General features: G+C 73.7%; 24 protein-coding genes. 17 read left to right on the forward strand and 7 right to left on the reverse strand.

The features are described 5' to 3' along the window. Positions 1–196 precede the first annotated feature (196 nt). Complete coding sequence (locus tag ABT023_RS18610; protein WP_350887079.1) at positions 197–880, reverse strand: hypothetical protein; 684 nt, start codon at positions 878–880, stop codon at positions 197–199. 69 nt (positions 881–949) lie between these two features. Between ABT023_RS18610 and ABT023_RS18615 the strand changes: the two genes are divergently transcribed. The 3 genes from ABT023_RS18615 (at position 950) to ABT023_RS18625 (ending at position 5330) form a co-directional block, all read left to right on the forward strand. Next, positions 950–3568, forward strand: a complete 2619-nt coding sequence (locus ABT023_RS18615) for a valine--tRNA ligase (protein WP_350887081.1) — start codon at positions 950–952, stop codon at positions 3566–3568. A gap of 95 nt (positions 3569–3663) precedes the next feature. Continuing rightward, positions 3664–4935, forward strand: coding sequence for a bifunctional folylpolyglutamate synthase/dihydrofolate synthase (locus ABT023_RS18620; RefSeq protein ID WP_350887303.1), 1272 nt, complete (start codon positions 3664–3666; stop codon positions 4933–4935). Continuing rightward, positions 4932–5330: a DUF4233 domain-containing protein gene (locus tag ABT023_RS18625; RefSeq protein WP_350887084.1), complete on the forward strand. Its 399-nt coding sequence runs from the start codon at positions 4932–4934 to the stop codon at positions 5328–5330. The genes ABT023_RS18620 and ABT023_RS18625 overlap by 4 nt, the downstream gene beginning before the upstream one ends. Positions 5331–5394: 64 nt before the next feature. On the opposite strand, the gene ABT023_RS18630 is transcribed toward ABT023_RS18625, so the two are convergent. Next, positions 5395–6753 carry a VOC family protein gene (locus tag ABT023_RS18630; protein ID WP_350887086.1) on the reverse strand — a complete coding sequence of 453 codons (1359 nt, stop codon included), beginning with the start codon at positions 6751–6753 and terminating at the stop codon, positions 5395–5397. 144 nt (positions 6754–6897) lie between these two features. Here ABT023_RS18630 and ndk point away from each other — a divergent pair, with 144 nt between their 5' ends. After that, entirely contained in the window at positions 6898–7323 is a 426-nt protein-coding gene (gene ndk, locus ABT023_RS18635) for a nucleoside-diphosphate kinase (protein WP_350887089.1), read from the forward strand. Positions 7324–7348: 25 nt separating this feature from the next. On the opposite strand, the gene sigJ is transcribed toward ndk, so the two are convergent. Continuing rightward, complete coding sequence (sigJ, locus tag ABT023_RS18640; protein ID WP_350887092.1) at positions 7349–8278, reverse strand: RNA polymerase sigma factor SigJ; 930 nt, start codon at positions 8276–8278, stop codon at positions 7349–7351. Next, positions 8227–8667, reverse strand: a complete 441-nt coding sequence (locus tag ABT023_RS18645; protein WP_350887094.1) for a carboxymuconolactone decarboxylase family protein — start codon at positions 8665–8667, stop codon at positions 8227–8229. Before ABT023_RS18645 ends, sigJ begins: the two co-directional genes overlap by 52 nt. A gap of 248 nt (positions 8668–8915) precedes the next feature. Between ABT023_RS18645 and ABT023_RS18650 the strand changes: the two genes are divergently transcribed. Then, on the forward strand, positions 8916–9611 hold the full coding sequence (locus tag ABT023_RS18650) for a lysophospholipid acyltransferase family protein (protein WP_350887097.1): 696 nt from the start codon (positions 8916–8918) through the stop codon (positions 9609–9611). A 76-nt stretch (positions 9612–9687) separates the two neighbouring features. Here ABT023_RS18650 and ABT023_RS18655 read toward each other — a convergent pair whose 3' ends face one another. Continuing rightward, a complete protein-coding gene (locus tag ABT023_RS18655) occupies positions 9688–11322 on the reverse strand; it encodes a hypothetical protein (protein ID WP_350887100.1) in 1635 nt (544 codons plus the stop codon). A gap of 246 nt (positions 11323–11568) precedes the next feature. Between ABT023_RS18655 and ABT023_RS18660 the strand changes: the two genes are divergently transcribed. The 8 genes from ABT023_RS18660 (at position 11569) to ABT023_RS18695 (ending at position 21300) form a co-directional block, all read left to right on the forward strand. Next, positions 11569–13560, forward strand: coding sequence for a TIGR03960 family B12-binding radical SAM protein (locus tag ABT023_RS18660; protein ID WP_350887103.1), 1992 nt, complete (start codon positions 11569–11571; stop codon positions 13558–13560). Between the two features lie 172 nt (positions 13561–13732). Further along, a complete protein-coding gene (locus ABT023_RS18665) occupies positions 13733–14446 on the forward strand; it encodes a TIGR03936 family radical SAM-associated protein (RefSeq protein WP_350887305.1) in 714 nt (237 codons plus the stop codon). A 138-nt stretch (positions 14447–14584) separates the two neighbouring features. Next, on the forward strand, positions 14585–17719 hold the full coding sequence (locus tag ABT023_RS18670; RefSeq protein WP_350887105.1) for an Rne/Rng family ribonuclease: 3135 nt from the start codon (positions 14585–14587) through the stop codon (positions 17717–17719). A gap of 119 nt (positions 17720–17838) precedes the next feature. Beyond that, positions 17839–18351, forward strand: a complete 513-nt coding sequence (locus ABT023_RS18675) for a hypothetical protein (RefSeq protein ID WP_350887108.1) — start codon at positions 17839–17841, stop codon at positions 18349–18351. 237 nt (positions 18352–18588) lie between these two features. Beyond that, positions 18589–18903, forward strand: a complete 315-nt coding sequence (gene rplU / locus ABT023_RS18680) for a 50S ribosomal protein L21 (protein WP_328419425.1) — start codon at positions 18589–18591, stop codon at positions 18901–18903. An 11-nt stretch (positions 18904–18914) separates the two neighbouring features. Continuing rightward, positions 18915–19172, forward strand: a complete 258-nt coding sequence (gene rpmA / locus ABT023_RS18685) for a 50S ribosomal protein L27 (protein ID WP_350887111.1) — start codon at positions 18915–18917, stop codon at positions 19170–19172. A gap of 96 nt (positions 19173–19268) precedes the next feature. Next, positions 19269–20744 (forward strand): GTPase ObgE, encoded by a 1476-nt coding sequence (obgE, locus tag ABT023_RS18690; protein WP_350887114.1) that lies wholly within the window; start codon positions 19269–19271, stop codon positions 20742–20744. 106 nt (positions 20745–20850) lie between these two features. Continuing rightward, positions 20851–21300 (forward strand): GNAT family N-acetyltransferase, encoded by a 450-nt coding sequence (locus tag ABT023_RS18695; RefSeq protein ID WP_350887307.1) that lies wholly within the window; start codon positions 20851–20853, stop codon positions 21298–21300. A gap of 21 nt (positions 21301–21321) precedes the next feature. On the opposite strand, the gene ABT023_RS18700 is transcribed toward ABT023_RS18695, so the two are convergent. Then, entirely contained in the window at positions 21322–21792 is a 471-nt protein-coding gene (locus ABT023_RS18700; RefSeq protein WP_350887117.1) for a DUF4383 domain-containing protein, read from the reverse strand. A gap of 193 nt (positions 21793–21985) precedes the next feature. On the opposite strand from ABT023_RS18700, the gene ABT023_RS18705 reads away from it, so the two are divergent. From ABT023_RS18705 to ABT023_RS18715, 3 genes are read left to right on the forward strand one after another with little or no spacing between them, the layout of a single operon-like run. Then, a complete protein-coding gene (locus tag ABT023_RS18705) occupies positions 21986–22789 on the forward strand; it encodes a hypothetical protein (RefSeq protein ID WP_350887120.1) in 804 nt (267 codons plus the stop codon). Positions 22790–22820: 31 nt separating this feature from the next. Further along, the gene (locus tag ABT023_RS18710) at positions 22821–23273 is read left to right on the forward strand and encodes a phage holin family protein (protein WP_350887123.1); all 453 of its coding nucleotides are present in this window, start codon (positions 22821–22823) and stop codon (positions 23271–23273) included. Continuing rightward, positions 23270–23920 (forward strand): DUF3618 domain-containing protein, encoded by a 651-nt coding sequence (locus ABT023_RS18715; RefSeq protein ID WP_350887126.1) that lies wholly within the window; start codon positions 23270–23272, stop codon positions 23918–23920. The genes ABT023_RS18710 and ABT023_RS18715 overlap by 4 nt, the downstream gene beginning before the upstream one ends. A gap of 28 nt (positions 23921–23948) precedes the next feature. Here ABT023_RS18715 and ABT023_RS18720 read toward each other — a convergent pair whose 3' ends face one another. After that, the gene (locus ABT023_RS18720; RefSeq protein ID WP_350887129.1) at positions 23949–25046 is read right to left on the reverse strand and encodes a glycosyltransferase family 2 protein; all 1098 of its coding nucleotides are present in this window, start codon (positions 25044–25046) and stop codon (positions 23949–23951) included. A 189-nt stretch (positions 25047–25235) separates the two neighbouring features. On the opposite strand from ABT023_RS18720, the gene ABT023_RS18725 reads away from it, so the two are divergent. Then, positions 25236–25640, forward strand: coding sequence for a hypothetical protein (locus ABT023_RS18725; protein WP_350887132.1), 405 nt, complete (start codon positions 25236–25238; stop codon positions 25638–25640). Positions 25641–25672: the final 32 nt, after the last annotated feature.

Genomic DNA, 25672 nt, shown 5'->3' on the forward strand with positions numbered 1-25672 from the left:
GGTACTGCACTCGGGAGGGTGTGGGAGAGTAGGACACCGCCGGACATCTTTCGGTCAGGGCCACCCCTTCGGGGGTGGCCCTGACGCGTTTCCGTAACCATTTCCGAACCCGAACCCGAACCCGGCCGGGGCCGCTCCGGCCTGATTCGTTCCAAAGCGTGCACCGCCGGAACGTGGTCCCGGGGGTGTCACGGGCTCAGGAACGGGTCTGGACCTCCTCGCGGATCCGCCGCATCAGGTCACCGGCGGCGTCCACCGGGCGTCCCGGCAGCATCGCCATCGCGACGCTGCCGTGGTCCGCCCAGCCGCAGACGGCGAAGTCACCACCGTCACCGCTGGTGGTGCCGCACTTCATCACCCCGCCGAGCCGGCCGGCCGGCACCTCACGCAGTTCGGTGACCTTCCCGGTCTCGTCGGCCATCAGGCCGAAGAGGGTGTCCAGGTCGCGTTCGGGCTGCCACAGCAGGGTGGTGCCGCCGAAGAGCAGCACCGAGCGCTTCTCGTCCGCCGGATCGCGGTACACGACGCCGAGGCTGCGATCCAGGTCGATATCGGCGGACAGTCCGTCCCGCAGGTAGTCGGCGGTGCTGCGGGCCCGCTCGCTGTCGTCGCGTTGCAGGCCGGCGACGGTGGTCGGAGCGGCCAGCCGGGCGTCCTTCTGCTGCGCCACCCGCCAGCCGCCGACGCCCAGCGCCCCGACGCCGGCGAGGCCGGCCGCCAGGAGCACGGCGAGGGCGATCCGCCCGCGCCGGGACCGGGGACCGCGCCGCCGGGCCCCGTCCCGCGGGTCCCGGTTGCTGAGCCGGATCGGTTCCTCGGTGAGGTCGATCGGCTCGGGCTCGTCGGCGAGCGGACGCTCGGTGAGATGTGCGTCGGACATAGCCGACACCGTACGCGAAGGGCAGGTGGCGCACGTCGGGTCCGCGGAAGCGCTCCGTAGACTTTCAGGGTGACCGAGAGACTGGATGCCCGACGCCCCGACGCCCCTACCCTGCCCGCCCAGTACCAGCCGGGCGAGGTTGAGCAGCGACGGTACGAGCAGTGGGTAGCCGCCGGGCACTTCCGGGCGTCGGCCCGGAGCGACAAGCCGCCCTTCGCCATCGTCATCCCGCCGCCCAACGTGACCGGCTCGCTGCACATGGGCCACGCGTTCGAGCACACGCTGATGGACGCCCTGACCCGGCGCAAGCGGATGCAGGGCTTCGAGGCGCTCTGGCTGCCGGGCATGGACCATGCCGGCATCGCCACCCAGAATCTGGTCGAGCGGCAACTCGCCGGCGAGGGCCTGTCCCGGCACGACCTGGGCCGGAAGAAGTTCGTCGAGCGGGTGTGGCAGTGGAAGGCCGAGTCCGGCGGCGCGATCCTGGGCCAGATGCGCCGCCTCGGCGACGCGGTCGACTGGGACCGCGAGCGCTTCACCATGGACGCGGGGCTGTCCCGGGCCGTGCAGACCATGTTCAAGAAGCTCTTCGACGACGGGCTGATCTACCGGGCCAACCGGATCATCAACTGGTGCCCGCGCTGCCTGACCGCGCTGTCCGACATCGAGGTGGAGCACACCGACGACGACGGCGAGCTGATCTCGATCCGGTACGGCGACGAGGTCGTGGTGGCCACCACCCGCGCCGAGACGATACTCGGCGACACCGCGGTGGCGGTGCACCCCGACGACGAGCGGTACCGGCACCTGATCGGCACCGAGGTCGCGCTGCCGCTGACCGACCGGCGCATCCCGATCGTCGCCGACGAGCACGTCGACCCGAGCTTCGGCACCGGCATGGTGAAGGTGACCCCGGCGCACGACCCGAACGACTTCGAGATCGGCCAGCGGCACGACCTGCCCGCCCTGACGATCATGGACGAGCGGGGCATCATCACGGCACCGGGCCCGTTCGAGGGCCTGGACCGGTACGAGGCCCGGCCGGCGATCGTCGCCGCGCTGCGCGAGCAGGGCCTGATCGTGGCCGAGAAGCGTCCGTACGTGCACGCGGTGGGCCACTGCTCGCGGTGCAAGACCACGGTCGAGCCGCGGCTGTCGTTGCAGTGGTTCGTCAACACCGCCCCGCTGGCCAAGGCGGCCGGGGACGCGGTGCGCGACGGCCGGGTGAAGGTCGAGCCGGCCGAGCTGGCCAAGCGCTACTTCGCCTGGGTCGACAACATGCACGACTGGTGCATCTCCCGCCAGCTCTGGTGGGGCCACCGCATCCCGGTCTGGTACGGCCCGGACGGCGAGATCGTCTGCGTCGGCCCGGACGAGGAGCCGCCGACCGGCGATGGCTGGCACCAGGACGAGGACGTGCTGGACACCTGGTTCTCCAGCGGGCTGTGGCCGTTCTCCACCCTCGGCTGGCCGGAGCAGACCCCGGACCTGGCGAAGTTCTACCCGACCAGCGTCCTGGTCACCGGTTACGACATCCTGTTCTTCTGGGTCGCCCGGATGATGATGTTCGGTCTCTACGCCATGGACGGCCGGCCGCCGTTCGACGTGGTGGCCCTGCACGGCATGGTGCGCGACGAGCACGGCAAGAAGATGTCGAAGTCGTTCGGCAACGTGGTCGACCCGCTGGACTGGATCGATCGGTTCGGCGCGGACGCCACCCGGTTCACCCTCGCCCGGGGCGCCAACCCCGGCCAGGACGTCCCGGTCAGCGAGGACTGGTGCCAGGGCTCCCGCAACTTCTGCAACAAGCTGTGGAACGTCTCGCGCTTCGCGCTGATGAACGGCGCCCACACCGGCGGGCCGCTGCCGCCGGCCGAGCAGCTCTCCACCGTCGACCGGTGGATCCTGTCCCGGCTGGCGCACGTCACCGCCGAGGTCGACGAGCAGTTCGAGGCGTACGAGTTCGCGAAGGTCTGCGACCTGCTCTACCACTTCGCCTGGGACGACGTCTGCGACTGGTACGTGGAGCTGAGCAAGCCGGTGCTCGCCGAGGGCGGGGCGGCGGCCGACGCCACCCGGCGGGTGCTCGGGCACGTGCTGGACCAGCTCCTGCGGCTGCTGCACCCGGTGATCCCGTTCGTCACGGAGGAACTGTGGATCGCGCTGACCGGCGGGGAGACGGTCATGACGGCCACCTGGCCGGTCGCCGACCGTACCGGGATCGACGACGCCGCGGAGGGCGAGGTCGGCACCGTCCAGCGGGTGGTGACCGAGATCCGGCGGTTCCGCTCGGACCAGGGCCTGCGGCCCACCCAGCGGGTGGTCGCCCGGCTCGACGGCCTGGCCGGCGCGGGCATCGCCTCCCACGAGCGGCTGATCCGCTCGCTGGTCCGGCTCGACCCGGCCGGCGACGACTTCCAGGCCAGCGCGACCCTGGCCATGCCCGGCGAGGTGAGCGTCGCGCTGGACACCCGGGGCTCGATCGACGTGGCCGCCGAGCGGGCCCGGCTGACCAAGGACCGCGCCGCCGCCGGGAAGGAGGTCGCGCAGGCCCGCGCGAAGCTGGACAACCCGGCGTTCGTGGGGAAGGCCCCGGAGCCGGTGGTCGCCAAGATCCGCGATCGGCTCGCCACCGCCGAGGCCGACCTGATCCGCATCGATGCCGCTCTGGAGGCGCTGCCCTCGTGACCGAACGTAACGACCGTGCCCACCGTGCCGCTCGCGGCGTCGACGGCGACTTCGCCGCCGTCGACGGCGAGCTGGCCGCGCGCGGGTTCACCCGTATGCACTTCGAGCTGGACCGGATCGAGACGTTGCTCGACCTGCTCGGCAGCCCGCAGCGGGCGTACCCGTCGATCCACCTGACCGGGACCAACGGCAAGACCTCGACCGCCCGGATGATCGACTCGCTGCTGCGGGCGTTCGGGCTGCACACCGGCCGGTACACCAGCCCGCACCTCGAGACCGTCCGGGAGCGGATCAGCCTGGACGGGGAGCCGGTCAGCGAGGAACGCTTCGTGGCCACGTACCGCGAGGTGGTGCCGCTGGCCGAGCTGGTCGACCAGCGCTCCGCCGAGCCGTTGACCTACTTCGACCTGACCACCGCGCTGGCGTTCGCCACCTTCGCGGACGCCCCGGTAGACGTCGCGGTGGTCGAGGTGGGGATCGGCGGGGCGGAGGACTCCACCAACGTGATCCAGGCCGGCGTCGCGGTGCTCACCCCGATCGGGCTCGACCACACCGAGTGGCTGGGCGACACCCTCCAGGACATCGCCCTGCACAAGGCGGGGATCATCCACAAGGGGGCCACGGTCGTCTGCGCGGCGCAGGAGGAGGAAGCCGCCCGGCCGATCCTGGAGCGGTGCGCCGAGGTCGGCGCGACGATCGCCCGCGAGGGGGCGGAGTTCGGCGTGCTGCGCCGTTCGGTGGCGGTCGGCGGTCAGGTACTCAGCATCCAGGGCCTCGGCGGGGTGTACGAGGACATGTTCGTCCCGCTGCACGGCGCGCACCAGGCGCAGAACGCGGCGGTGGCGCTCGCCGCCGTGGAGGCGTTCCTCGGGGCGGGATCGAATCGGCAGCTCGACGTGGAGGCGGTCCGGGAGGGCTTCGCCGCCGTCAGCTCGCCCGGCCGGCTGGAGAAGGTGCGGAACGCGCCGACGATCCTGCTCGACGGGGCGCACAACCCGCACGGGATGGCGGCCACGGTGACCGCCCTCCAGGAGGAGTTCGCGTTCAGCAAGCTGGTCGGCGTGCTCGGCGTGCTCGGCGACAAGGACGCGGTGAGCCTGCTGGAGCTGCTGGAGCCGGTGCTCGACTCGCTGGTGGTCACCCGCAACAGCTCGCCGCGGGCGATGCCGGCCGACGAGTTGGCCGAGCTGGCCCTGGACGTCTTCGGGGCGGACCGGGTTGCGGTGGCCGAGGCGATGCCCGACGCGATCGAGGCGGCGGTGGCCGAGGCCGAGGCCGACGTCCCCGGCGAGCTGTCCGGGGTCGGCGTGCTGATCACCGGGTCGGTGGTGACCGTGGCCGACGCCCGCAGGCTGTTCAAGCGATGACCGCCCCGGACCCCGACCGCCCGGCGGAGGACGCCGGCGACGGGTCGGGTCAGCGGCGCTCCGGGCTGCGCAACCCCGAGGGGGCGGTGCGCGGCCTGGGCGCCGGGACGCTCGGCCTGGAGGCCCTGGTGCTGCTGCTCGCAATCCAGCCGATCCGGGTGCTCGGCGGGGAGCTCAGCGGCGCGGCCGTCGCGGTCATCGTGGCGTTGGCCGTGGCGGCGATCGTGCTCGCCGGGATGATGCGCCGGCAGTGGGCCTGGTACGCCGGAACGGTGCTCCAGGGGGCGCTGATGCTCGCCGGGCTGCTGCACTGGTCGCTGCTGGCGGTGGGGATCATCTTCGCCCTGGTCTGGGGGTACGCCCTGCACGTGCGCCGGGTGATCCTCGGCCGCTGAGTCGCCGCCTGCGGGACGGCCCGCTGCGGCGTGGAGCCGGTGCCGGCGGGCCGTCCCCACACGTTCAGGCGTCGGCGCGGGTGCGCCACTGGGTGAGGGCGACGCCGTGGCCGTCCGGGTCGCGGAAGGCCGCCGCCCAGACCTCCAGTTTGGTGCCCCGGTTCACCACCCTCGGGGCGTACGTGAAGCGGACCCCGGAGTCGCGCAGCCGCTCGTACGCGCCCTGGATGTCGTCGACCTCCAGGTTCACGTGGACCAGGCGGCGGCTCATCGGGGCCGCGCCGGTGACCTCGCGCAGCACCAGCCGGGTCGCCCCGGAGGCGAGCACGGCGTTGCCGGCGCCCCGGTCGACCTCCTCGAAGCCGAGGGTGTCCCGGTAGAACTCCAGCGACCGGTCCAGGCCGGTGACCAGCAGGGTGATGCCGACCCCGCTGATCGGGGCCGCCGCGTCGGCGGGCTCGGCCTCCGGGTCGTAACCGAAGATCGCCTCGTCCAGTTCGTGCTGGTCGGAAGCCGGCCCGGTGCGCGGGACCGGGTCGTCCAGCGGCACGTCGATGGGGTCGGCCGGGGCACCCGCGTCGATGGTCTCGACGGGGACGGTCGGGTCGAAGCGTTCGTCGGCCGGCGGGCGGGGGGCCGGGGTGGCCCGCCGGGGCAGCGGGCCAGAGGCCGGGTCCACCAGCGTCCCCTCCAGCACGACCGGGCCGCCCGGCCGCTGGTGCATCACCACCGGCTCCCGGCCCTCCGTCAGCGGGCCGAGGTCGTCGTCGCGCAGCGGGTCGGGCCCGGGCTGGTCGCGCAGATCGTCGCGGAAACCGGACGAGCCACGCAGATCGTCGTGGAAGCCGGGCAGGTCGCGCAGATCGTCGCGGAAGTCGTCGTCCGGGACGCGGTCGGCCCACGGCGGCGCCTCCTGCTGGATCAGCACCTCGTCGACCGGGTCGGCCCCCGCGTACTCGGGCGGGAGGTCGGCCATCGCCGCCGCGGCGGTCTCCGCGTGGGTTGGCACCTCGTCCCAGAGGACGCGGACGTGCCGCTGGTCGTCCAGGGCCACCCGGATCGGCAGGGCCTGCCCGATCGAGGGCCACTTCGCCACCGGGACCCGCGGCTCGATGATCTTCTTCGACCGGGGCGGCAGGCCGGGCGCGTCGATGACGAGCTGCAACTCGCAGCGGCCGAACGCGTACGCGTTCGGCGGCTCGGAGGCGCTGTGCACGTGGCCGACGCCGACCACCCAGGTCCGGCCGCCGCCGCGCACGGTGGCCATCGCGATCGCCAGCACCAGCAGGGCCACCCCGAGCGCCACGATCGCCCAGCTGGTCATGCCCAGCCCGAACAGGACCACGAAGGTCGCCACGGTGCCCAGCACCGCCGCGATGAGCTTGCGTACCGGCGCGATGGGTCGGTTCCCGCCATTCGCCACTGTGGACCTCCCATGGGTCAAGGGCCAGGCTAGGCCGGATCGGCGACCCAGGGAATAGCGCAGCCGCCGCGCCGGTGCCGGCACCGGGTCGCTAGGCTGACCGTACCCAGCCGAGCCGTCTTCCGCGCACAGGAGGAACCCAGCGTGTCCAGCAGCAGCCCGGACGAGCGTTCTCTCGTTCTGATCAAGCCCGACGCGGTCGGCCGTGGCCTGGTCGGTGAGATCCTCTCCCGTTTCGAGCGCAAGGGCCTGCGGATCGACGCCATGGCTTTCCGGACGATGGACGGCGACTTCGCCGACCAGCACTACGCCGAGCACGTCGACAAGGCGTTCTACCCGCCGCTGAAGGGGTTCATGACCAGCGGCCCGCTGGTGGCCCTGGTGCTCTCCGGCGATCAGGTCATCGAAGTGGTGCGCGGCATGATCGGCAGCACCGACGGCCGCAGGGCCGCCGCCGGCACCATCCGCGGCGACTACTCCCTGTCCAACCGGGAGAACCTGGTGCACGCCTCCGACTCCACCGACAGCGCCAAGCGCGAGATCGCGCTCTGGTTCCCCGAGCTGGACTGACGGCTTTCCGACGCCGGGCGCCGACTCACCCCGCCAGCCGGGTGAGCTTCTCCGGGTTGGCGACCACGTACAAGCCGGTGATCCGGCCGCCGGCGGCGGACACGGTCAGCGCGTACCGCCGGCCGGGCCAGTGCACGACGTACCCGGGCCGGCCGTTGAACTCGACGGGGACCGCGCGCTGGGTCGGCCGCCGGGGCCCGAGGACCCCGGCGCAGAAACGGGCCACCCGGTCCGCCCCGCGTACCGGGTTGCGGGCCGCCCTGGCCCGGCCGCCCCCGTCGGCCCACAAGGTGACGTCGGTCGCCACCAGGTCCGTCAGCCGGGCCAGGTCGCCGTCGCGGGCCGCGGCGAGGAACGCGTCAAGCAGCCGCCGTTGCTCGCCCGGGTCGGCCGCGAAGCGTCGGCGTTCGTCGGCGACCCGGGCCGCCGCCCGGTGGTGCAACTGCCGGCAGTCCGCTGCGGACCGGTCCAGGATCTCGCCGACCTGGGCGTACGGCAGGTCGAAGGCGGTGCGCAGCACGTAGACCGCGCGCTCCGGCGGGGTCAGCCGCTCCAGCAGGTGCAGCAGCGCCAGGGAGAGCGAGTCGCGCAGCTCCGCGTGTTCCGGCGGCCCGAACGGCGAGGGCGCGGTGGGCACCGGCTCAGGCAGCCAGGGCCCGACGTACGTCTCCCGGGTGGCCTGCCGGGCCCGGAGCCGGTCGATGGCGAGCCGGGTGACCACCCGGGACAGGTAGCGGCGCGGCTCGGCCACCGCCGCCCGGTCGACGCCCAGCCACCGCAGGTACGCGTCCTGGAGCACGTCCTCGGCGTCGTGCAGGCTGCCGAGCATCCGGTACGCCAGGCCGAGCAGCATCGGCCGGTGCACGTCGAGCGCACCGGCCTCCTGCGTCGTCCCGGTCGTCGTCACCCGTCCGTCGGCGGCCGGCGCCGGGTGGCTGCCACGATCCGATTCCACACGTTGATTGTGGCAATCGCGACCGTCAGGTCCGCCAGCTCCTTCTCCGACCAGACCTTCGCGGCGGCGTCCCAGACCTCGTCGGGCACCCCGTGCTCCCCGAGGCGGGTGAGCGCGTCGGTGAGCGCGAGCGCGGCCCGTTCCCGTTCGTCGAAGAAGGGCGCCTCCCGCCAGGCCGCCACGGCGAACAGCCGCCGGCTGGACTCGCCCGCCGCGAGGGCGTCCCGGCTGTGCATGTCCACGCAGAACGCGCAGCCGTTCAGTATCGACGCGCGCAGCTTCACCAGTTCCAGCACCGTGTGGTCGAGGTTCGCGCGGGTGTACCGCTCCAACCCGGCCACCGCCCGGTACGCCTCCGGCGCCACCGCCTCCAGATCGATCCGACTCATCGTGTTCTCCCGTCCTCGTCGGTACAACAGGACGACGGGCGGCGGGGGCGTGGATGTGACGGCGGCGGGTGTGACGCCGGTCATGCCGCCGCCGGCCGACCTTCGAGGCGGGTGGGGGCCTTTCCGGAGGGAGTCTCCGCCCGGCCGTCCTCCGCCACGCAGCGGGCGGCCCGGCCACCCGTTCGGCCCGGCGTGACAGCGTCGGCTAACGTGACATCGCCCCGTTCAGCACGACCGCCGGAGGACCAGTGCCGCTGCTCTACACCATCGGCAAGCTCACCGTGGCGCCCGCGCTCCGGTTGGCCTTCCGACCGACCGTGGAGGGTTTGGAGCACATCCCGCAGACCGGTGGCGCCATCTTCGCCGGCAACCACCTCTCGGTCGCCGACGAACTGTTCCTCGGCACGGTCGTGCCCCGGCACCTGGCGTTCTGGGCGAAGTCGGAGTACTTCAAAGGGACCGGCCCGAAGGGCGCGTTGTCGAAGTTCGTGCTCACCGGGCTGGGGGCCATCCCGGTCGAGCGGGCCGGCGGCAGGGCCGCGCTGTCCGCGTTCGACGCGGCGATCCCGGCGCTGCGAGCCGGTGACTTCGTCGCCGTGTACCCGGAGGGGACCCGCTCGCCCGACGGGCGGCTCTACCGGGGCCGCACCGGGGCCGCCCGGCTGGCGGTCGCGGCCGGCGTCCCGATCATCCCGGTCGGTATGACGGGCACCGACAAGGCGCAGCCGATCGGCACCAGGGTGCCCCGGCCGGGGCGGGCGAACATCGTCGTGCGGTTCGGCAAGCCGCTCGACTTCACCGGCCGCCCGGACGACCGGACCTCGCTGCGGGAGATGACCGACGAGGTGATGAGCGAGATCCAGAAGCTCACCGGCCAGGAGTACGTGCCGCGCTACGCCCCGCCCCGCGCGCTTCCGGAGGCCGGGGGCGCGCCGCCGGCCTGACCGGCCCGCCGCCCGCCCCGGTTCCTCACTCCCGGTCCCTGGCTGCCGGCCTCGGCCGACCCCACCCCGTCGTGCCTCAGCCCGTCGCGCCCGGGTCCTGGTCGGGCGCGACGATCTGCTCGCGCATGGTCTCCAGCAGCCGGGCGCTGTCGTCGACGGAGAGCTGGGTGAACACGCCGGTGGTGAGGCTCCCGTGGTCGACCGAGGTGCACACCACCACGTCGGTGCCGTCGAGGGCGCCGACGGCGCAGCGCTCGAACCGGCCCCGGACGCCGGTCTCCACCACCTGCTTGTCCCCGAGCCGGTACGGCTCCGTCAGCCGGGTCATCTCGTCGTCCGCGTCGCTCTCCGGGGTCAGCCGGAACCCGGTGCCGCCGAACACCGCCACCGGCTTGCCCGCCGACGAGGCGTACACGCCGGCGAAGGTGTCCTCGGTCAGCAGGTGCGCCTTGCGTACCTCCTTCTCCAGTTCCTTCGCGGTGGCCTGGCTTCGGGCGTCCTCGCGCAGCGACAGGTCGGAGATCTGCTGCGGCAGCGCGGCGCTCGCCGGGTACTGCTCCCACATCGGCTTCACCCAGTAGGCCGGGCAGCCGCAGCAGCAGGCGATGCTGAGCAGCAGCACCCACGGCCAGCGCCGACGGCGCCGGCGGGGGGCCCTCGGCGGGGTCGGCGTCGCCGGCGGCGGCGGGGCGGGCTGGTGCTGCTGCGGCGGCCGGGACGGCGCGACCGGCAGAGCCGGCGGCGGCACGTGGCGCGGCGGGGCGGTCGGTGACACCTGGCGCGGCAGGGCCTGCGGTGGCATCTGGCGGGTCGGCGCCGGTGGCCGGGCCACGGGCGGCGGCGGGCTGACGGGCCGGGCCGCGGGCGACACCGGCCGGGCCCCCTGCGGTGGGGTGGCCGGTTGGGCCACCGGCGGCGGGGTCGGGGGCCCGACGACGGGTGCCGAGCCGGCGACCGGCCCCGGATACCGCCGGCTGGCCGGCGGCGTCGGGTACGACAGCGTCGGCGGCAGCGGGGGCAGCTCGGCGGAGTGCAGGTCCCAACTTCCGGTGTCCACGCCGGCCCACGGGTCCACCGGCACCTGGCTCTCCGGGGGCGGCAGCGGGCCGTGCCCGACCGGGGCGGGTGGCGGCGGGGTGGGCTCCGCCGACTCGCCCCAGTTCCTCCTGCGTTGCGGCGGCGGTGGGACCGGCGCGGAGCCGGTCCACCGGGGCGTCGGGGGCGCGGCAGCGGCAGCGGCAGGGTCGAGGGTGGTCCGGTCCGGCCGCGCGTCGACCTTCGTCGGATCGGGGGCGGGGATCGCCGGGGTCGGCCCACCGTCGCCGAGAGCCGGGTCCGGGCCGGTTCGTCCCGGGGCGGCCTCGATCCGGGTCGGGTCCGGTCCGGTGCGTTGCGGGGCAGCCTCGACCCGGGTGGGGTCCGGGCCGTTCTGTTCGAGAGTCGCCTCGGCCGCGGTCGGGTCCGGTCCGGTCGGCTGCGGGGCGGCCGGGTCGGGGGCGTCGTCCGCCGGGGTGGCGGGCGTGCCCTCCGGGTCCGTGGCCGGCACGTCCGCGGCGGCGGGCGGCGCGGAGGTGCCGCGTGAGCCCGGCGCAGCGGGCGGTGATCCGGGGGAGGGGGTCGACTCGCCGGCGACGGCCGGACCCTGGTCCCGGTCGTTGGCCGGGGTGCCCCCGTCGGCCGGTCGATCTGCTCCCGGCTGCGGGTGCGGCATCGCGGCAATCTCCTCTCGCGCCGGTCCGAGGTTAGTACCGGCGTGCCACCGACGGCGATTCGCCCACGTCCCGGGGGACGTGGGCGGGCGCCGGCAACCGGACCGGCTGAGGCCGGGCTCCTGGGCGAGATAGGCCAGCCGTGGCCCTGATCAGCGTGGGCGCGACCGGTCCTTTCCGGGGGCAGAGCCGGGCGTGCGGCGGATGCGACGCGGCGGCCGGCGGGCGGACGCGTACCCTTGGGCATCATGAGCGTCCCGTCCACCACCCCGCGCCCCGCCGCGGCCAACTCCGTCTGGCCCCGGCTGGAGCCGCTGCTGCCCCAGGTGACCAAGCCCATCCAGTACGTCGGTGGCGAGCTGGGCGCGGTGGTCAAGGACTGGGACACGGCGACCGTCCGCTGGGCGCTGATGTACCCGGACGCCTACGAGGTCGGGCTGCCCAACCAGGGCGTGCAGATCCTGTACGAGGTCCTCAACGAGCTGCCCGACGTGCTCGCCGAGCGGACGTACGCGGTCTGGCCCGACCTGGAGAGTCTGATGCGCACGCACGGCGTGCCGCAGTTCACCGTCGACGCCCACCGCGCGGTTCGCGACTTCGACGTGTTCGGCATCTCGTTCTCCACCGAGCTGGGCTACACCAACCTGCTCACCGCGATCGACCTGGCCGGCATCCCGATGCTCGCGGCGGACCGCACCGACGCCGACCCGGTGATCGTGGCCGGCGGGCACGCCGCGTTCAACCCGGAGCCGATCGCCGACTTCGTCGACGCCGCCGTGCTCGGCGACGGCGAGGAGGCGGTCCTGGAGATCACCGCGATCGTCCGGGAGTGGAAGTCCGAGGGCTCCCCCGGCGGCCGGGACGAGCTGTTGCTGCGGCTGGCCCGCACCGAGAGCGTCTACGTGCCGCGCTTCTACGACGTGGACTACCTGCCCGACGGGCGGATCCAGCGGGTCGTGCCGAACCGGGCGGACGTGCCGTTCCGGGTGCACAAGCGCACGACGATGGACCTGGACGCCTGGCCGTACCCGAAGAAGCCCCTGGTCCCGCTCGCCGAGACCGTGCACGAGCGGTACGCGGTGGAGATCTTCCGGGGCTGCACGCGGGGCTGCCGGTTCTGCCAGGCCGGCATGATCACCCGGCCCGTCCGGGAGCGGTCGATCACCACGGTGGGGCAGATGGTGCAGCAGGGGCTGGAGTTCTCCGGTTTCCACGAGGTGGGGCTGCTGTCGCTGTCGTCGGCCGACCACTCCGAGATCGGCGACATGTGCTCCGGCCTGGCCGAGCAGTACGCGGGCACCAACGTGTCGCTGTCGCTGCCGTCGACCCGGGTGGACGCGTTCAACATCGACCTGGCCCAGGAACTGTCCCGCAACGGCCGGCGTACCGGCCTGACCTTCGCCCCCGAGGGCGGGTCGGAGCGGATCCGCAAGGTGATCAACAAGATGGTGTCGGAGGAGGATCTGATCCGCACCGTCGTCACCGCGTACACCAACGGCTGGCGGCAGGTGAAGCTGTACTTCATGTGCGGCCTGCCCACCGAGACCGACGACGACGTGCTCCAGATCGCCCGGATGGCCCACGAGGTCATCAAGGCGGGCCGGGCCGCCACCGGCTCGAAGGACATCCGCTGCACGGTCTCCATCGGCGGGTTCGTGCCGAAGCCGCACACCCCGTTCCAGTGGGCGAAGATGGAGCGGCCGGAGGTCATCGACGGTCGGCTGAGGCTGCTCAAGCAGGAGATCAACTCGAACCGGTCGCTCGGTCGGGCGATCGGCTTCCGCTACCACGACGGCGAGCCGTCGCTGATCGAGGGCCTGCTCAGTCGTGGCGACCGCCGGGTCGGCGCGGTGATCCGCCGGGTCTGGGAGAACGGCGGCCGGTTCGACGGCTGGAGCGAGCACTTCTCGTACCAGCGCTGGGTGGACGCCGCCGCCGCGACGCTGCCGGCGTTCGGCGTGGACCTGGACTGGTACACCACCCGGGAGCGCGACGAGCTGGAGGTCCTGCCCTGGGACCACCTGGACTCGGGTCTGGACAAGGACTGGCTCTGGAAGGACTGGCAGGACTCGACGTCCGAGTACGAGCAGGACGACTGCCGGTGGACCCCGTGCTTCGACTGCGGGGTCTGCCCGTCCATGGACACCGAGATCCAGATCGGCCCGACGGGCCAGAAGCTGCTCCCGCTCACCCCGCTCAACGGCGCCGGCCTGAAGGTGCCCACTCCTACCCAACCCTGACCCACGGCCGGCCACCACCGCCCGCTGCGTTGATCAGGCAGGTGTCGTCACGGTCACGGCATGTCGGCGACGGCACCTGCACGACCAACCGGTTCTGAGTCCGAGGAGCACGACGATCAGCAGGAAACCACAGCCGGAGGGCGGGCAGGCCCCGATCGTCCAGCGTGTCCGGATCCGGTACGCCAAGCGTGGACCGCTGCGGTTCACCTCGCACCGCGACTTCGCCCGTGCCTTCGAGCGGGCGTTGCGTCGGGCGGGTGTGCCGATCGCCTTCTCGCAGGGCTTCACCCCGCATCCCAAGATCTCCTACGCCAGCGCCGCCCCGACCGGGGTGGCCAGTGAGGCGGAGTACCTCGAGATCGGGCTCCGCGAGCCGGTCGACCCGGAGCAGTTGCGGGCCGCCCTGGACGCCGCCCTCTCGCCCGGCCTCGACATCCTGGAAGCTGTCGTCGCCTCCGGCGGTGGTCTTGCCGACCGGATCGAGGCGTCGCACTGGCGGATCGAGTTGCCGGAGGTCGAGCCGGCCGTGCTGGATCGCGCGGTGGCCGCCTTCGCCGCCGCCGAGGAGGTCCAGGTCGAGCGGATGACCAAGCAGGGCCGCCGTACCTTCGACGCTCGCGCAGCAGTCATAAGCATCGATGTGGTTGCGTCTCCGCAGACGCCTTCCGGGGCCACGGCCGTACCGTGTGCGATACTCGAACTGGTCGTCCGGCAGGTCACCCCGTCCGTACGACCCGATGACGTCCTTTCCGGCCTCCGCGCGGTGGCCGACCTGGAGCCGCCGGTCGCCCCGAGGGTGATCCGGCTGGCTCAGGGCACGTTGACCGCGCAGGGCGCGATCGTGGATCCGTTGGACGCGGACCGCGTCGGGGCAGCCATCGTATGAGCGTTGACCGTCGGTCAACGCTCGGGCAGGCAGACTTCGGCGGTCGCGCACCTCGCGCGCCCGGCGGAAACACTTTTGCGGCAACCCTGCGTGGCAGCGCTCAACCGCGCCCGGGGCAGCCAGAACTGGAGAACCTCCATGCTCGAGAACGAGCCCGAGGGCGGCGAACGGACCGGTTCACAGCCGGCCGGTGAGACCGCTGACCGCACCACCGACGCCGGCGGCGGTACCGCCACCGGCGCAGCGGAGGGCACCGCCCCGGTCGGCGGGTCCACCGCCGCCCAGCAGGCGTCCGGTGGGGAACCGGCCGCCGAGGCGCCGCCCGCCCCGCCCCGCAAGCGGGCCACCCGGCGGCGGGCTGCCCCGCTGAGCCAGCCGGAGCAGACCGACGCGCCTGCGGAGGCGTCCACCTCCGCCGGCTCGACCAGCAGCGAGTCCCCCCAGGCCGAGGTCTTCGCCCCGATCGCCGGTGAGCTGGAGGAGGCCCCGAAGACGCCGCGCCGCCGCCGCAAGGCGACCACCGCGAAGGCGGCGGAGGAACCGGTCGTCGCGGCCGGCGTGGAGGAGGCGTCCGCCGAGGTCGTACCCCCGGTGAAGGTGACCCGGACCCGCCGCCGCAAGGCCACCGCGCCCGCGGTGGAGGCCCCGGCCGAGGCCGGCGAACCGACCGTCACCCAGCCGGAGGCGTCGGCCACGCCCGCCGCCGCCCAGACCACGTCCGGGCCCGCCGCCCAGCCGGTCGACGGCGCTGCGACCGAGGACGAGGAGGCCGACCAGGCCGCGGAGGCCGCCCGGGCCGCCGAGGCGCAGGCCGGCCTGCCGGCCGCCGCCGGCACCAGGCCCAGCGGCGCGGAGGACCGCGCCGGGGAGGTCCCGCCCGGGGTGGCCGTACCCGCCGTGTCGCCGGCCGAGCCCGTCGAGCCGGCCGAGCCGGCCGAGCCGAAGACCCGGCGGCGTCGGGCTGCGCTCTCCGCGCCGACCGTGCTCTTCATGGCGCCCCAGCCGGAGGAGGCCCCGGTCGCCCGGGTCGTGCTGCCCGTCGTGGTCGAGGAGGAGCCGGCCGAGGAGCAGCCCGAGCCGACCCGGCGACGTCGCCGCGGTCGCCGCGAGGTCGAGCCCGTCGAGGCGGTGGAGCCCATCGAGGAGCCCGTCATCGAGGAGGCCGCCGAGGACGACGAGGATGAGGACGAGGACGAGGACGAGACCGCCGCGGCTCGCCGGCGGCGCCGGCGTGGCCGCCGTGGTCGGGGCCGCGGCAAGGGTGGCGCGGACGACGACGCCGACGAGGACGCCGAGGAGACCGCCCAGGCCGAGGAGGAGACCGCCGAGGCCGAGGGGGACGAGGACGAGGGCGAGGAGAGCGGGGACGGGCTGACCCGCCGCCGCCGTCGTCGTCGTCGTCGGGGCGCCGGGGACAGTGACGGCGGTGCCGACGACGGCGTGCCCACCGTCGTGAAGATCCGCGAGCCGCGCAAGGCCGTCGACGAGGTGCAGGGCGTCTCCGGGTCGACCCGGCTGGAGGCGAAGCGGCAGCGCCGCCGCGACGGCCGGGAGCAGCGGCGGACCCGTCCGCCGATCCTCAGTGAGTCGGAGTTCCTGGCCCGCCGGGAGGCGGTCGACCGGGTGATGGCGGTACGCCAGCGCGGCGACCGCACCCAGATCGCCGTCCTGGAGGACGGTGTGCTGGTCGAGCACTACGTCACCCGCAACTCCTCCGGCACCATGGCCGGCAACGTCTACCTCGGCAAGGTGCAGAACGTCCTGCCGAGCATGGAGGCGGCCTTCGTCGACGTGGGCCGGGGTCGCAACGCCGTGCTGTACGCCGGCGAGGTGAACTGGGACACCACGGGCCTGGAGGGCCGGGCCCGCTCGATCGAGCACGCCCTCAAGTCCGGCGACTCGGTGCTGGTGCAGGTCACCAAGGACCCGATCGGGCACAAGGGCGCCCGGCTGACCAGCCACATCGCCCTGTCCGGCCGGCACCTGGTGTACGTGCCGAACGGCAACGCCTCCGGTATCAGCCGCAAGCTGCCCGACAACGAGCGCAAGCGGCTGCGTGACGCGCTAAAGAAGCTGGTCCCCGACGGCGCGGGCGTGATCGTCCGGACCGCCGCCGAGGGGGCGAGCGAGGAGGACCTGGCCCGCGACGTCGAGCGGCTCCAGGCCCAGTGGGAGGACATCCAGGCCAAGGCGGCCTCCGGCGGCGCCCCGGTGCTGCTCTACGGGGAGCCGGACCTGGTCATCCGGGTCGTGCGGGACCTGTTCAACGAGGACTTCCGCGAACTGGTGATCGAGGGCGACGAGTCGTACGGGATGGTCGAGTCGTACCTCTCGCACGTCTCGCCGGACCTGGTCGACCGGGTGCGCCGGTACGTCGGCACCAGCGACGTGTTCGCCGAGTACCGGATCGACGAGCAGATCCTCAAGGGTCTCGACCGGAAGGTCTTCCTGCCCTCCGGCGGTCATCTGGTGATCGACCGGACCGAGGCGATGACCGTGGTCGACGTCAACACCGGCAAGTACACCGGTGCGGGCGGCAACCTGGAGGAGACGGTCACCCGCAACAACCTGGAGGCGGCGGAGGAGACCGTCCGCCAGCTCCGGCTGCGCGACATCGGCGGCATCGTGGTGATCGACTTCATCGACATGGTGTTGGAGTCGAATCGTGAGCTGGTGCTGCGCCGGCTCACCGAGTGCCTGGGCCGGGACCGCACCAAGCACCAGGTCACCGAGATCACCTCGCTGGGCCTGGTGCAGATGACCCGCAAGCGGATCGGCGCGGGCCTGCTGGAGGCGTTCAGCGAGACCTGCGACTGCTGCAAGGGCCGCGGCGTGGTCATCCACACCGAGCCGGTGCCGGAGAAGCCGCGCGCCGCGGGTGCGGGGGAGAAGGTCAAGGCGGTCGCCTCGGCCGTCACCACCCCGGCCCCGGCCGAGCAGGTCGGTGGGGCATCGCCGCGGCGGCGGGCCCGCAAGAGCGCCGCGCCGGAGCGCGCGGCGGTCGAGGTGGCCGAGGCACCCGAGACGCCCGAGGCGCCGGGCGGGAGCGCGGTCGTCGAGTACCACGACACCATGGGCTACGACCTGTCCCGGTACGAGGCGGACACGGCTGCCGCGCCGGCCGTGACGGACAGCCAGCAGGGCGAGTCCGCCCGGCTTGCCGGGGCCGACGACCCGGACGCCCTGGGCGACGAGGCCGACGGCGACACCGAGGGCGGCGCCGGCCGGCGCCGGTCCCGCCGGGGCGGCACCCGGCGGCGCACCCGCCCGTGACCGGCTGACCACCCGCGCGTCCCGCAGGGCCCCCTCCCCGGCAACAACACCGGTGGCCGGGGCCCTGTCGGCCGTCCCGGCCCCGGTTAGGATCGGCCACCCCGGTCAGGAGAAGAAGAATGCGTCGTCTGCTCGCCCTCGCCGCCGCCATGGCGGTCCTGTCCGCCGGGGCGGCCTGCTCCGCCGAGCGCTCCGGTTCCGACCCGGTACCGAGCGGGTCGCCGCCCGCGGCGGCCGGGGCCACCCCGGGGGCGGGGGGAGCCGGCCCCGGCGCGGCCGGCGGGTCGCTCGGGCCGGCCGGGGGGAACGGCCCGGAGGTCTGCGCGGCAGCCCAGCAGGCCAGCGGTGCGGCGGTCCGCACGTACGTGGCGGAGCTGGGCCGGATGATCGGCGCGGTCGGGGCCAACGACAGCGCGACGGCGGAGGCCGCCCGCAAGCGGGCCGAGGCCGCGTTGGCCGGCTGGCGCACCGCCCTGCGACAGCAGTCCGCCCGGGCCACCGATGCGCAGCTCAAGACGCTGCTGGCCGACCTGGCCAGCGAGGTGGGCACCCTGGGCACCGACGTGGACGCGATCGACGAGGAGGAGCTGGACGAGCTCCAGCAGCGCCTCGACCAGCTCTGTGCCCGCTGACGGGGCGAGGCCCCCGCCGCACCGGGAAAAGGGGCCGCCGAGCCCGTCTCGGCCCCGGCGGCCGTGCCGGGTACGGGGAGCCCGGTTTGGGCGTCAGCCCACCGATGGCGTAGGCTATCTTGCGGCGCACTTTGGTGTGCCGAGTTCCCGCGTGCCCACGCCGCCGTGCCTCTGCTACCCGGTGAGCCGCCGAGGGAACGACCGCCAGCAGCCTCAACGACAGGGAGTCCGCCTCCGATGTACGCGATCGTCAAGACCGGCGGCAAGCAGTACAAGGTCGCCGAGGGCGACGTGATCGAGGTCGAGAAGCTCACCGGTGCCCCCGGTGACGCGGTGAAGCTCACCGCGGTGCTCCTCGTCGACGGTGACGACCTGGTGACCGACGCGACGAAGCTTGCCGAGGTCGCAGTGTCCGGCGAGATCGCCGCGCACACCAAGGGCCCGAAGATCAAGATCCACAAGTTCAAGAACAAGACCGGCTACCACAAGCGCCAGGGTCACCGCCAGCCGCTGACCCAGGTCAAGGTGACCGGCATCTCCAGCGGGAAGTAGGTCGTCCTCAAATGGCTCACAAAAAGGGTGCGTCCAGCTCGCGTAACGGCCGCGATTCCGCGGCCCAGCGACTCGGCGTGAAGCGCTTCGGTGGTCAGGTCGTCAGCGCCGGTGAGATTCTCATCCGGCAGCGTGGCACCAAGTTCCACCCCGGTGACCTGGTCGGCCGTGGCGGCGACGACACGCTCTTCGCGCTGACCGCCGGCTCGGTCCTGTTCGGCACCAAGCGCGGTCGCAAGACCGTCAGCATCGTACCGGCGCAGCAGTAGTTCGAAGGCGTAGCGGGCCGGGGACCGGTAGGTCCCGGCCCGCTACGCCTTTTCTCGTACGCGCGCGGGGCGCATCCCGCTGGAAGGATTGACGACGTGACGATGTTCGTGGACCGGGTCGTCCTGCACCTGCAGGCCGGTGACGGCGGGCACGGCTGTGTCTCGATCCACCGGGAGAAGTTCAAGCCCTTCGGCGGCCCGGACGGCGGCAACGGCGGGCACGGCGGCAGCGTGACCATGGTCGTCGACCCGCAGGTGCACACCCTGCTCGACTTTCACTACCACCCGCACGTCAAGGCCGAGAACGGCAAGGGCGGCGCGGGCTCGAACCGGGACGGCGCGAACGGGCGTCAACTGGTACTCAAGGTGCCCAACGGCACCGTCGTGCAGACCCCGGACGGCGAGGTGTTGGCCGACCTGGTCGGCGCCGGCACCACCTTCGAGGTGGCCCGGGGCGGCCGGGGCGGCCGGGGCAACGCCTCCTTGGCCAACTCCCGACGCAAGGCCCCCGGCTTCGCCGAGCTGGGCGAGCCCGGTGACCAGCTCGACGTGGTCCTGGAGCTCAAGAGCGTCGCCGACGTCGGCCTGGTCGGCTTCCCGTCGGCCGGCAAGTCGTCGCTGATCTCGGTCATCTCGGCGGCCAAGCCGAAGATCGCCGACTACCCGTTCACCACGCTGGTGCCCAACCTGGGCGTGGTCCAGGCCGACAACCACATCTTCACGGTCGCCGACGTGCCCGGCCTGATCCCGGGGGCGGCCACCGGCAAGGGCCTCGGGCTGCAGTTCCTCCGGCACATCGAGCGCTGCGCGGTGCTGGTGCACGTGATCGACACCGCGACCCTGGAGCCCGGCCGGGACCCGCTGGCCGACATCGACGCCCTCGAGGCCGAGCTCGCCGAGTACGGCGGGCTCGTGGACCGGCCCCGCCTCGTCGCCCTGAACAAGGTCGACGTGCCGGACGGTCGGGATCTCGCCGAGATCGTCCGCCCCGACCTGGAGGCCCGTGGCCTGCGGGTCTTCGAGGTGTCCGCGGCGACCCGCGAGGGCCTCAAGGAGCTGATGTTCGCCATGGCGGAGCTGGTCGAACAGGGCCGCACCGCCGCCCCACCGGCCGAGGAGACCCGGATCATCATCCGCCCGAAAGCGGTCGACGACACCGGCTTCACCGTCGAGGCGGAGTCGGACGGGTCGTTCACCGTCCGGGGTGTCCGTCCGGAGCGCTGGGTGCGGCAGACGAACTTCGACAACGACGAGGCCGTGGGGTACCTGGCCGACCGCCTGGCCCGCCTCGGGGTCGAGGACAAGCTGGCCAAGGTCGGGGCGAACCCCGGCGACCTGGTGCGGATCGGCGAGCGCGAGTTCGACTGGCAGCCCACCCTCTACGCGGGAGTCGACTTCGTCCCGGGCAACCGGGGCACCGACGTGCGGCTGGAGGAGAAGTCGTCCCGGGCCTCGGCCGCCGAGCGGCTCGCCGCGCGCAAGTCCCGCCGGGTGCGCTCGGACGACGAACTGGGGGCCGACGCGACGGACGACCAGTCGGACGACGAGTCGGACGCCGACCTCGACGAATAGCTCCGGCGGCCCGGCGGGCGGCCCTACGACGAACCGCCCGCCGAGCTCCGCCGTCGGGTCGCTCGCCGGAAACCTGGGGGAAACCCGGGTGGCCTACGTTCTCGGGATGCTGATCGAGTCGCGGCCCACCACCGACCCGGAGATCGCCACCCTGGTCGCGGCGCAGCAGCGGGAGCTGCGGGAGGCCGACGGCGGCCTGGACGGGCAGGCGACCGTCACCCACGACGACATCCGCTACCTCGCGTTCGTGGACGTCGACCGGGCCGTCGCCTGCGGCGGCATCCAGGAGCTCGACCCGCGCACCGGCGAGCTGAAGCGGATGTACGTCCGGCCCGCGTACCGGGGGCGGGGGATCGCCCGGCAACTGTTGGCCGTGCTGGAGGAGCTGGCCTTCCAACAGGGGTACGCCGAGATCCGGCTGGAGACCGGCAGTTACCTGCCGGCGGCCATCGGCCTCTACACGTCCTGCGGATACGCCCCGATCCCGGTGTTCGGCGAGTACGTCGCCAACCCGTACAGCCGCTGCTTCGCCAAGCGCCTCCCGGTCGCGGCCTGACACCCCACCCCCGGTGCGGGGTCAGGGGCGGTCGAACGGGTCGTCGAGCCGGCCGCCCGTGCCGGCCCGCTCGGACAGCAGCAGACCCAGGGCGAGCATGCCGAAGCCGAGCGCCAGGTGCAGCCAGTTGTCCGCGCCGTTGAGCGGGATGAAGTTGACCGCGCTGTGCTCGGCGGAGAACTCGATGGCGAACCCGTAGAGCCAGAGCCCGAGGTAGATCGCGCCGCCGCCGGCCAGGAAGATCCGCGCGCCGCCGACGCTGCGGGCGAGGACCAGCCCCGCCAGGCCGAAGAGCAGGTGCAGGGCGTTGTGCAGGACCGACACCTGGAACAGGCCGAACAGCTTCGCGCCGGAGGTGTGCCCGGCGAAGGCCATGTCGTGGTACCCGGTGGTGATGCCGGGGACGAAGCCGAGCACGCCGAGCAGGAGGAACAGCGCGGCCACCGCGGCGGCGGCCTGCCGCACCCGGGGCTTGGGGGTTCCGTGCGCCATCGCTGTCACCTCCGTGGATCAGCAGCTCCCGACGATCCTCCATTCTGTGTGGGCGCTCACACTTTCCGCAGAGAAATCAGGAATCAGGTATGGAGCGCCGGACCGAGGGTAGGTCAAAAGACGCCGGCGGTATGAATGCCAGCGAATCTCAATGAAGTGCTACCGCGACGACTTTTCGAGCGGAAGGGGCATCATGACCTACGATCTGTCACCCACGACCTCCACGTACGGACCGGATTCGAGCAACGGCGTCCGCGAGCAGGCCCGCCAGGTGGGCTCCGAGGCCGCGAACGCCGGCGGCGCGGTCGCCCAGACCGCCAAGGAGCAGGGCCGGGAGGTGGTCGGCGAGACCAAGCGCCAGGCCCGCAACCTCTACGGCGAGGTACGCGACCAGCTCGCCGGCCAGACCGGTGAGCAGCAGCGCCGGGCCGCCGGCGGGCTGCGCTCGCTGGCCGACGAGATGCGCTCGATGGCGCAGCAGGGCGGCCAGGCCGGCCCGGTGACCGAGCTGGCCCACCAGGCCGCCGACCGGGTCAACGGCGTGGCCGGCTGGCTGGAGGAGCGGCAGCCCGGCGACATCGTCAACGAGGTCAAGGGCTACGCCCGCCGCAACCCGGGCACCTTCCTGGTCGGCGCCGCCGTGCTCGGCGTGCTCGCCGGCCGGCTGACCCGGAACCTGTCCGCCGCATCCGGCGGCACCGGCGGGGCGTACGGCTCGACCGACGGCTACGACCCGGAGCGGACCGCCGTCATCCCGACCCCGCCGGCCCCCCGCGCCGTGCCGGACCAGATCCCGCCGGGCGGCTACCTCGACCCGACCCCGGGCACCTACGCCGGGTCCGACGCCGGCTACTCCGGCCAGGGCGCGGCCTACCCCGAACCGGGCACGACCACCGGGTACGCCGACCCGGTCGGCGGCACCGCCCAGCCGCTGCCCCCGGTGACCCAGACCGACCCGCTGCCGGGCGTGCCGTCCAGCGGCACCATCCGTCCGTGACCGCGCGAGCCATCCGAAGGGAGGCGACGGGATGACCGTGCCGACGCAGGACCCCGGGTACAGCCCTTTGGGCACGCCGCACACCGCGGACGAGGTCAGGGGCAGCTCCATCGGTGAGCTGATGCGCCAGGTGACCAGCGACCTCTCCACGCTCATGCGCCAGGAGGTCGAGCTGGCCAAGGCCGAGATCCGCCAGGAGGGCAAGAAGGCCGGCAAGGCCGCCGGCCTGTTCGGCGGCGCCGGCTTCGGCGGCTACATGGTGGCGCTGTTCCTGTCGATCGCCCTCTGGGCCGGGCTGTCCAACGTCATGGACGCCGGCTGGGCGGCGCTGATCGTCGCCGTGATCTGGGGCGGGATCGCCGCCGTCCTCTACTCCATGGCCAAGAAGAACGCCCAGCGCGTACGCGGCTTCAGGCAGACCAGCGAAAGCGTGCAGCGGATCCCCGACGCGCTCAAGCCCCACCCGGAGGGAGTCACCCGATGAGCACCGATCCCGACCAGATCCGCCGGGAGATCGAGGCCACCCGCAACAGCCTCAGCACCGATGTGGACGCGCTGGCGTACAAGGTCAGCCCGGGCCGCATCGTCGACGACCGTAAGCAGCGGGCGCGCAACGCGCTGCAGAATGTGAGGGACAAGGTCATGGGCACCGCTTCCGACTACGGCCACAGCTCCAGCCAAGCCGCGCACTCGGTGGCCGACCGGGCCTCGTCGGCGGCCTCCACCGTCTCCGACAAGGCGCACTCGGCGGCCTCCACCGTCGGCGACGCCGCGCAGCGGGCGCCGCAGGTGCTGCGGGAGAAGTCCGAGGGCAACCCGCTGGCCGCCGGCCTGATCGCCTTCGGCGTCGGCATGCTGGCCTCCTCGCTGATCCCGGCCACCCGCCGCGAGCAGCAGGTGGCGACCCAGGTCAAGGACCGGGCCGCCGAGCACGCCGGCACGGTGAAGGAGAAGCTCGGCGAGGTCGCCAACGAGCTGAAGGAGGAGCTGCGCGAGCCGGCCCGGCAGGCCACCGAGTCCGTGCGGTCCACCGCCCAGGACGCCGTGCACGCGGTCAAGGACGACACGAAGTCGGCCGCGCACGACGTGCGGGACCAGGCCCAGCAGTCCCGCGAACAGGTGCGGTACTGAACAGGGCACCGTACTGCGCAGCTCGCGGTCACTTCCGGCGTAGGCCGGGCAGTGGCCGCGAGCTGCGTCGGTCGGGGGCCCGCTGCGCCTCGGGTGCCGACCGGACGTTCCGCCTCGCCCGCAGGGCGCCGGGGGAGTTGGCGGCACGGGCGATGCGGGCACCGGCGTAGGGCACGCCGCCCAGCACCCGGTGGGCGACGGCGAGCCACGAGCAGACGCCGCGCTCGAGCAGCCACAGCGGGGCGGCCAGCGCCGCCGTGCGGGGGAAGACCCGCGCCCCGCCGGCCCGGCGGCGGCCCACCTCCGCGAGCGCCACAACGGCCGCCGCCGCACCGAGCAGCAGGCCGGGGCGGCGGGCCGCCAACGCGGCCAGCACGGCGGGCAGCACCGCCAGCGAGGTCGCCAACCGCGCCGGCTGGGCCAGGTCGTCGTACGCCTGGCGGATCCGCTGCCCGCGGAAGTGCGCGCCGTCCGGTGGGAGCCGGCGGACGTACAGCCCGGGCGGGGCCGCCTCGGTACCCCCGTACGCCCGCACGGTGCGGACCAGTTCCAGGTTCTCGAAGAGCACGTCCGGGTCGTACCCGCCCATCGCGACGAAGGTGCTCCGGCGCACGGCCAGGGTGCCCGGCCAGTCCGCGCCGAGGGCGCGGTTGAGCAGGGTCCGGCCGGTGTCCCACCAGGCGTGCCAGGGCACCGGGTCGAAGTGGTTCTGCGGGCGGACCAGGTCGACGCCGCCGAGCAGCCGGTGCGCGGCGCGCAGCCCCGCCTCGTCGTAGCGGACGTCGTCGTCGGCGATCACCACGTGCTCGTGCCGGGCCGCCGCCACCCCGGTCAGCACCCCGACGACCTTGCCGTTGCCACCGCGCACCGCCGGATCGGGGGCGAGGTGGCGCACCACGCCCCGCCACACGGCGGCGTGCCGGGCGAAGACCTCCGGGGCGGAGCCGTCGACCACGGTCACGTCGACGAGGCGGCCCAGTTCGCGCAGGTAGCCGGTCAGCTCGGCCAGCCCGGCGTCGCCGGACCAGCGCAGCGGCAGGACGTACTCGACGGGGAGCCGGCGGCGGACCGGGGCGACGGTCGCGAGCTTCCCCGGCCGGCCGGCCGCGTTGACGTCGAAGGGCACCGGTGCCTCCCGTGGTGTCGATCGGCCGGGCCGCAGCGGATGCCCGCATTTCGGCTGGTCAAACGCTCGCCCGGGGTCGGCGGGCGGATCCGCGCCCGGCTGGCCCCTCCCTGGGCGGCGGAAACCTGGTTCGCTGGGTCGCACGGGCCGACCGGCGGCCCGCCGGTCGGCGAGGACGGGGAGGACCGCATGCGGGAGAACGGGTCGTGGCGCTGGCGGGAGCGTCGGGCGGTCAAGGGGCTGGGCGCCGGCCCGGCTGGTGGCGGGATCGGTGGACCCGATCGCCCGCTGCTCGCCCCGCCCCGGCGGCAGGTGCCGCCGCGCTACTTCACGGTGCACCTCGGGTTCACGGCCGACGGCGCCGACCTGGCCCGCGAGCTGGCCGTCACGTACGCCGAAGGGCTGAGCCTGCTCCGCCCCGAGCTGGCCCTCGGGGCCGCCGCGTTGTCGCCGGCCGACGCCTGGCACCGGGCCGAGCGGCTGTTCTGCGGTGCGGTCGGCCCGGACGGCGAGCGGTGTGTCGACGTGGCCGGCCACCCCGGCTTCCACCACGGGCCGGGTCCGGGCGGCCTTGGCTGGGGAGACGGCGACTGAGCGGGCGGGCCCCCGGGCCGGCGGCGGGACGG

This window comes from Micromonospora sp. NPDC002296 (genome assembly GCF_040296145.1).
Taxonomy (GTDB): Bacteria; Actinomycetota; Actinomycetes; order Mycobacteriales; family Micromonosporaceae; genus Micromonospora.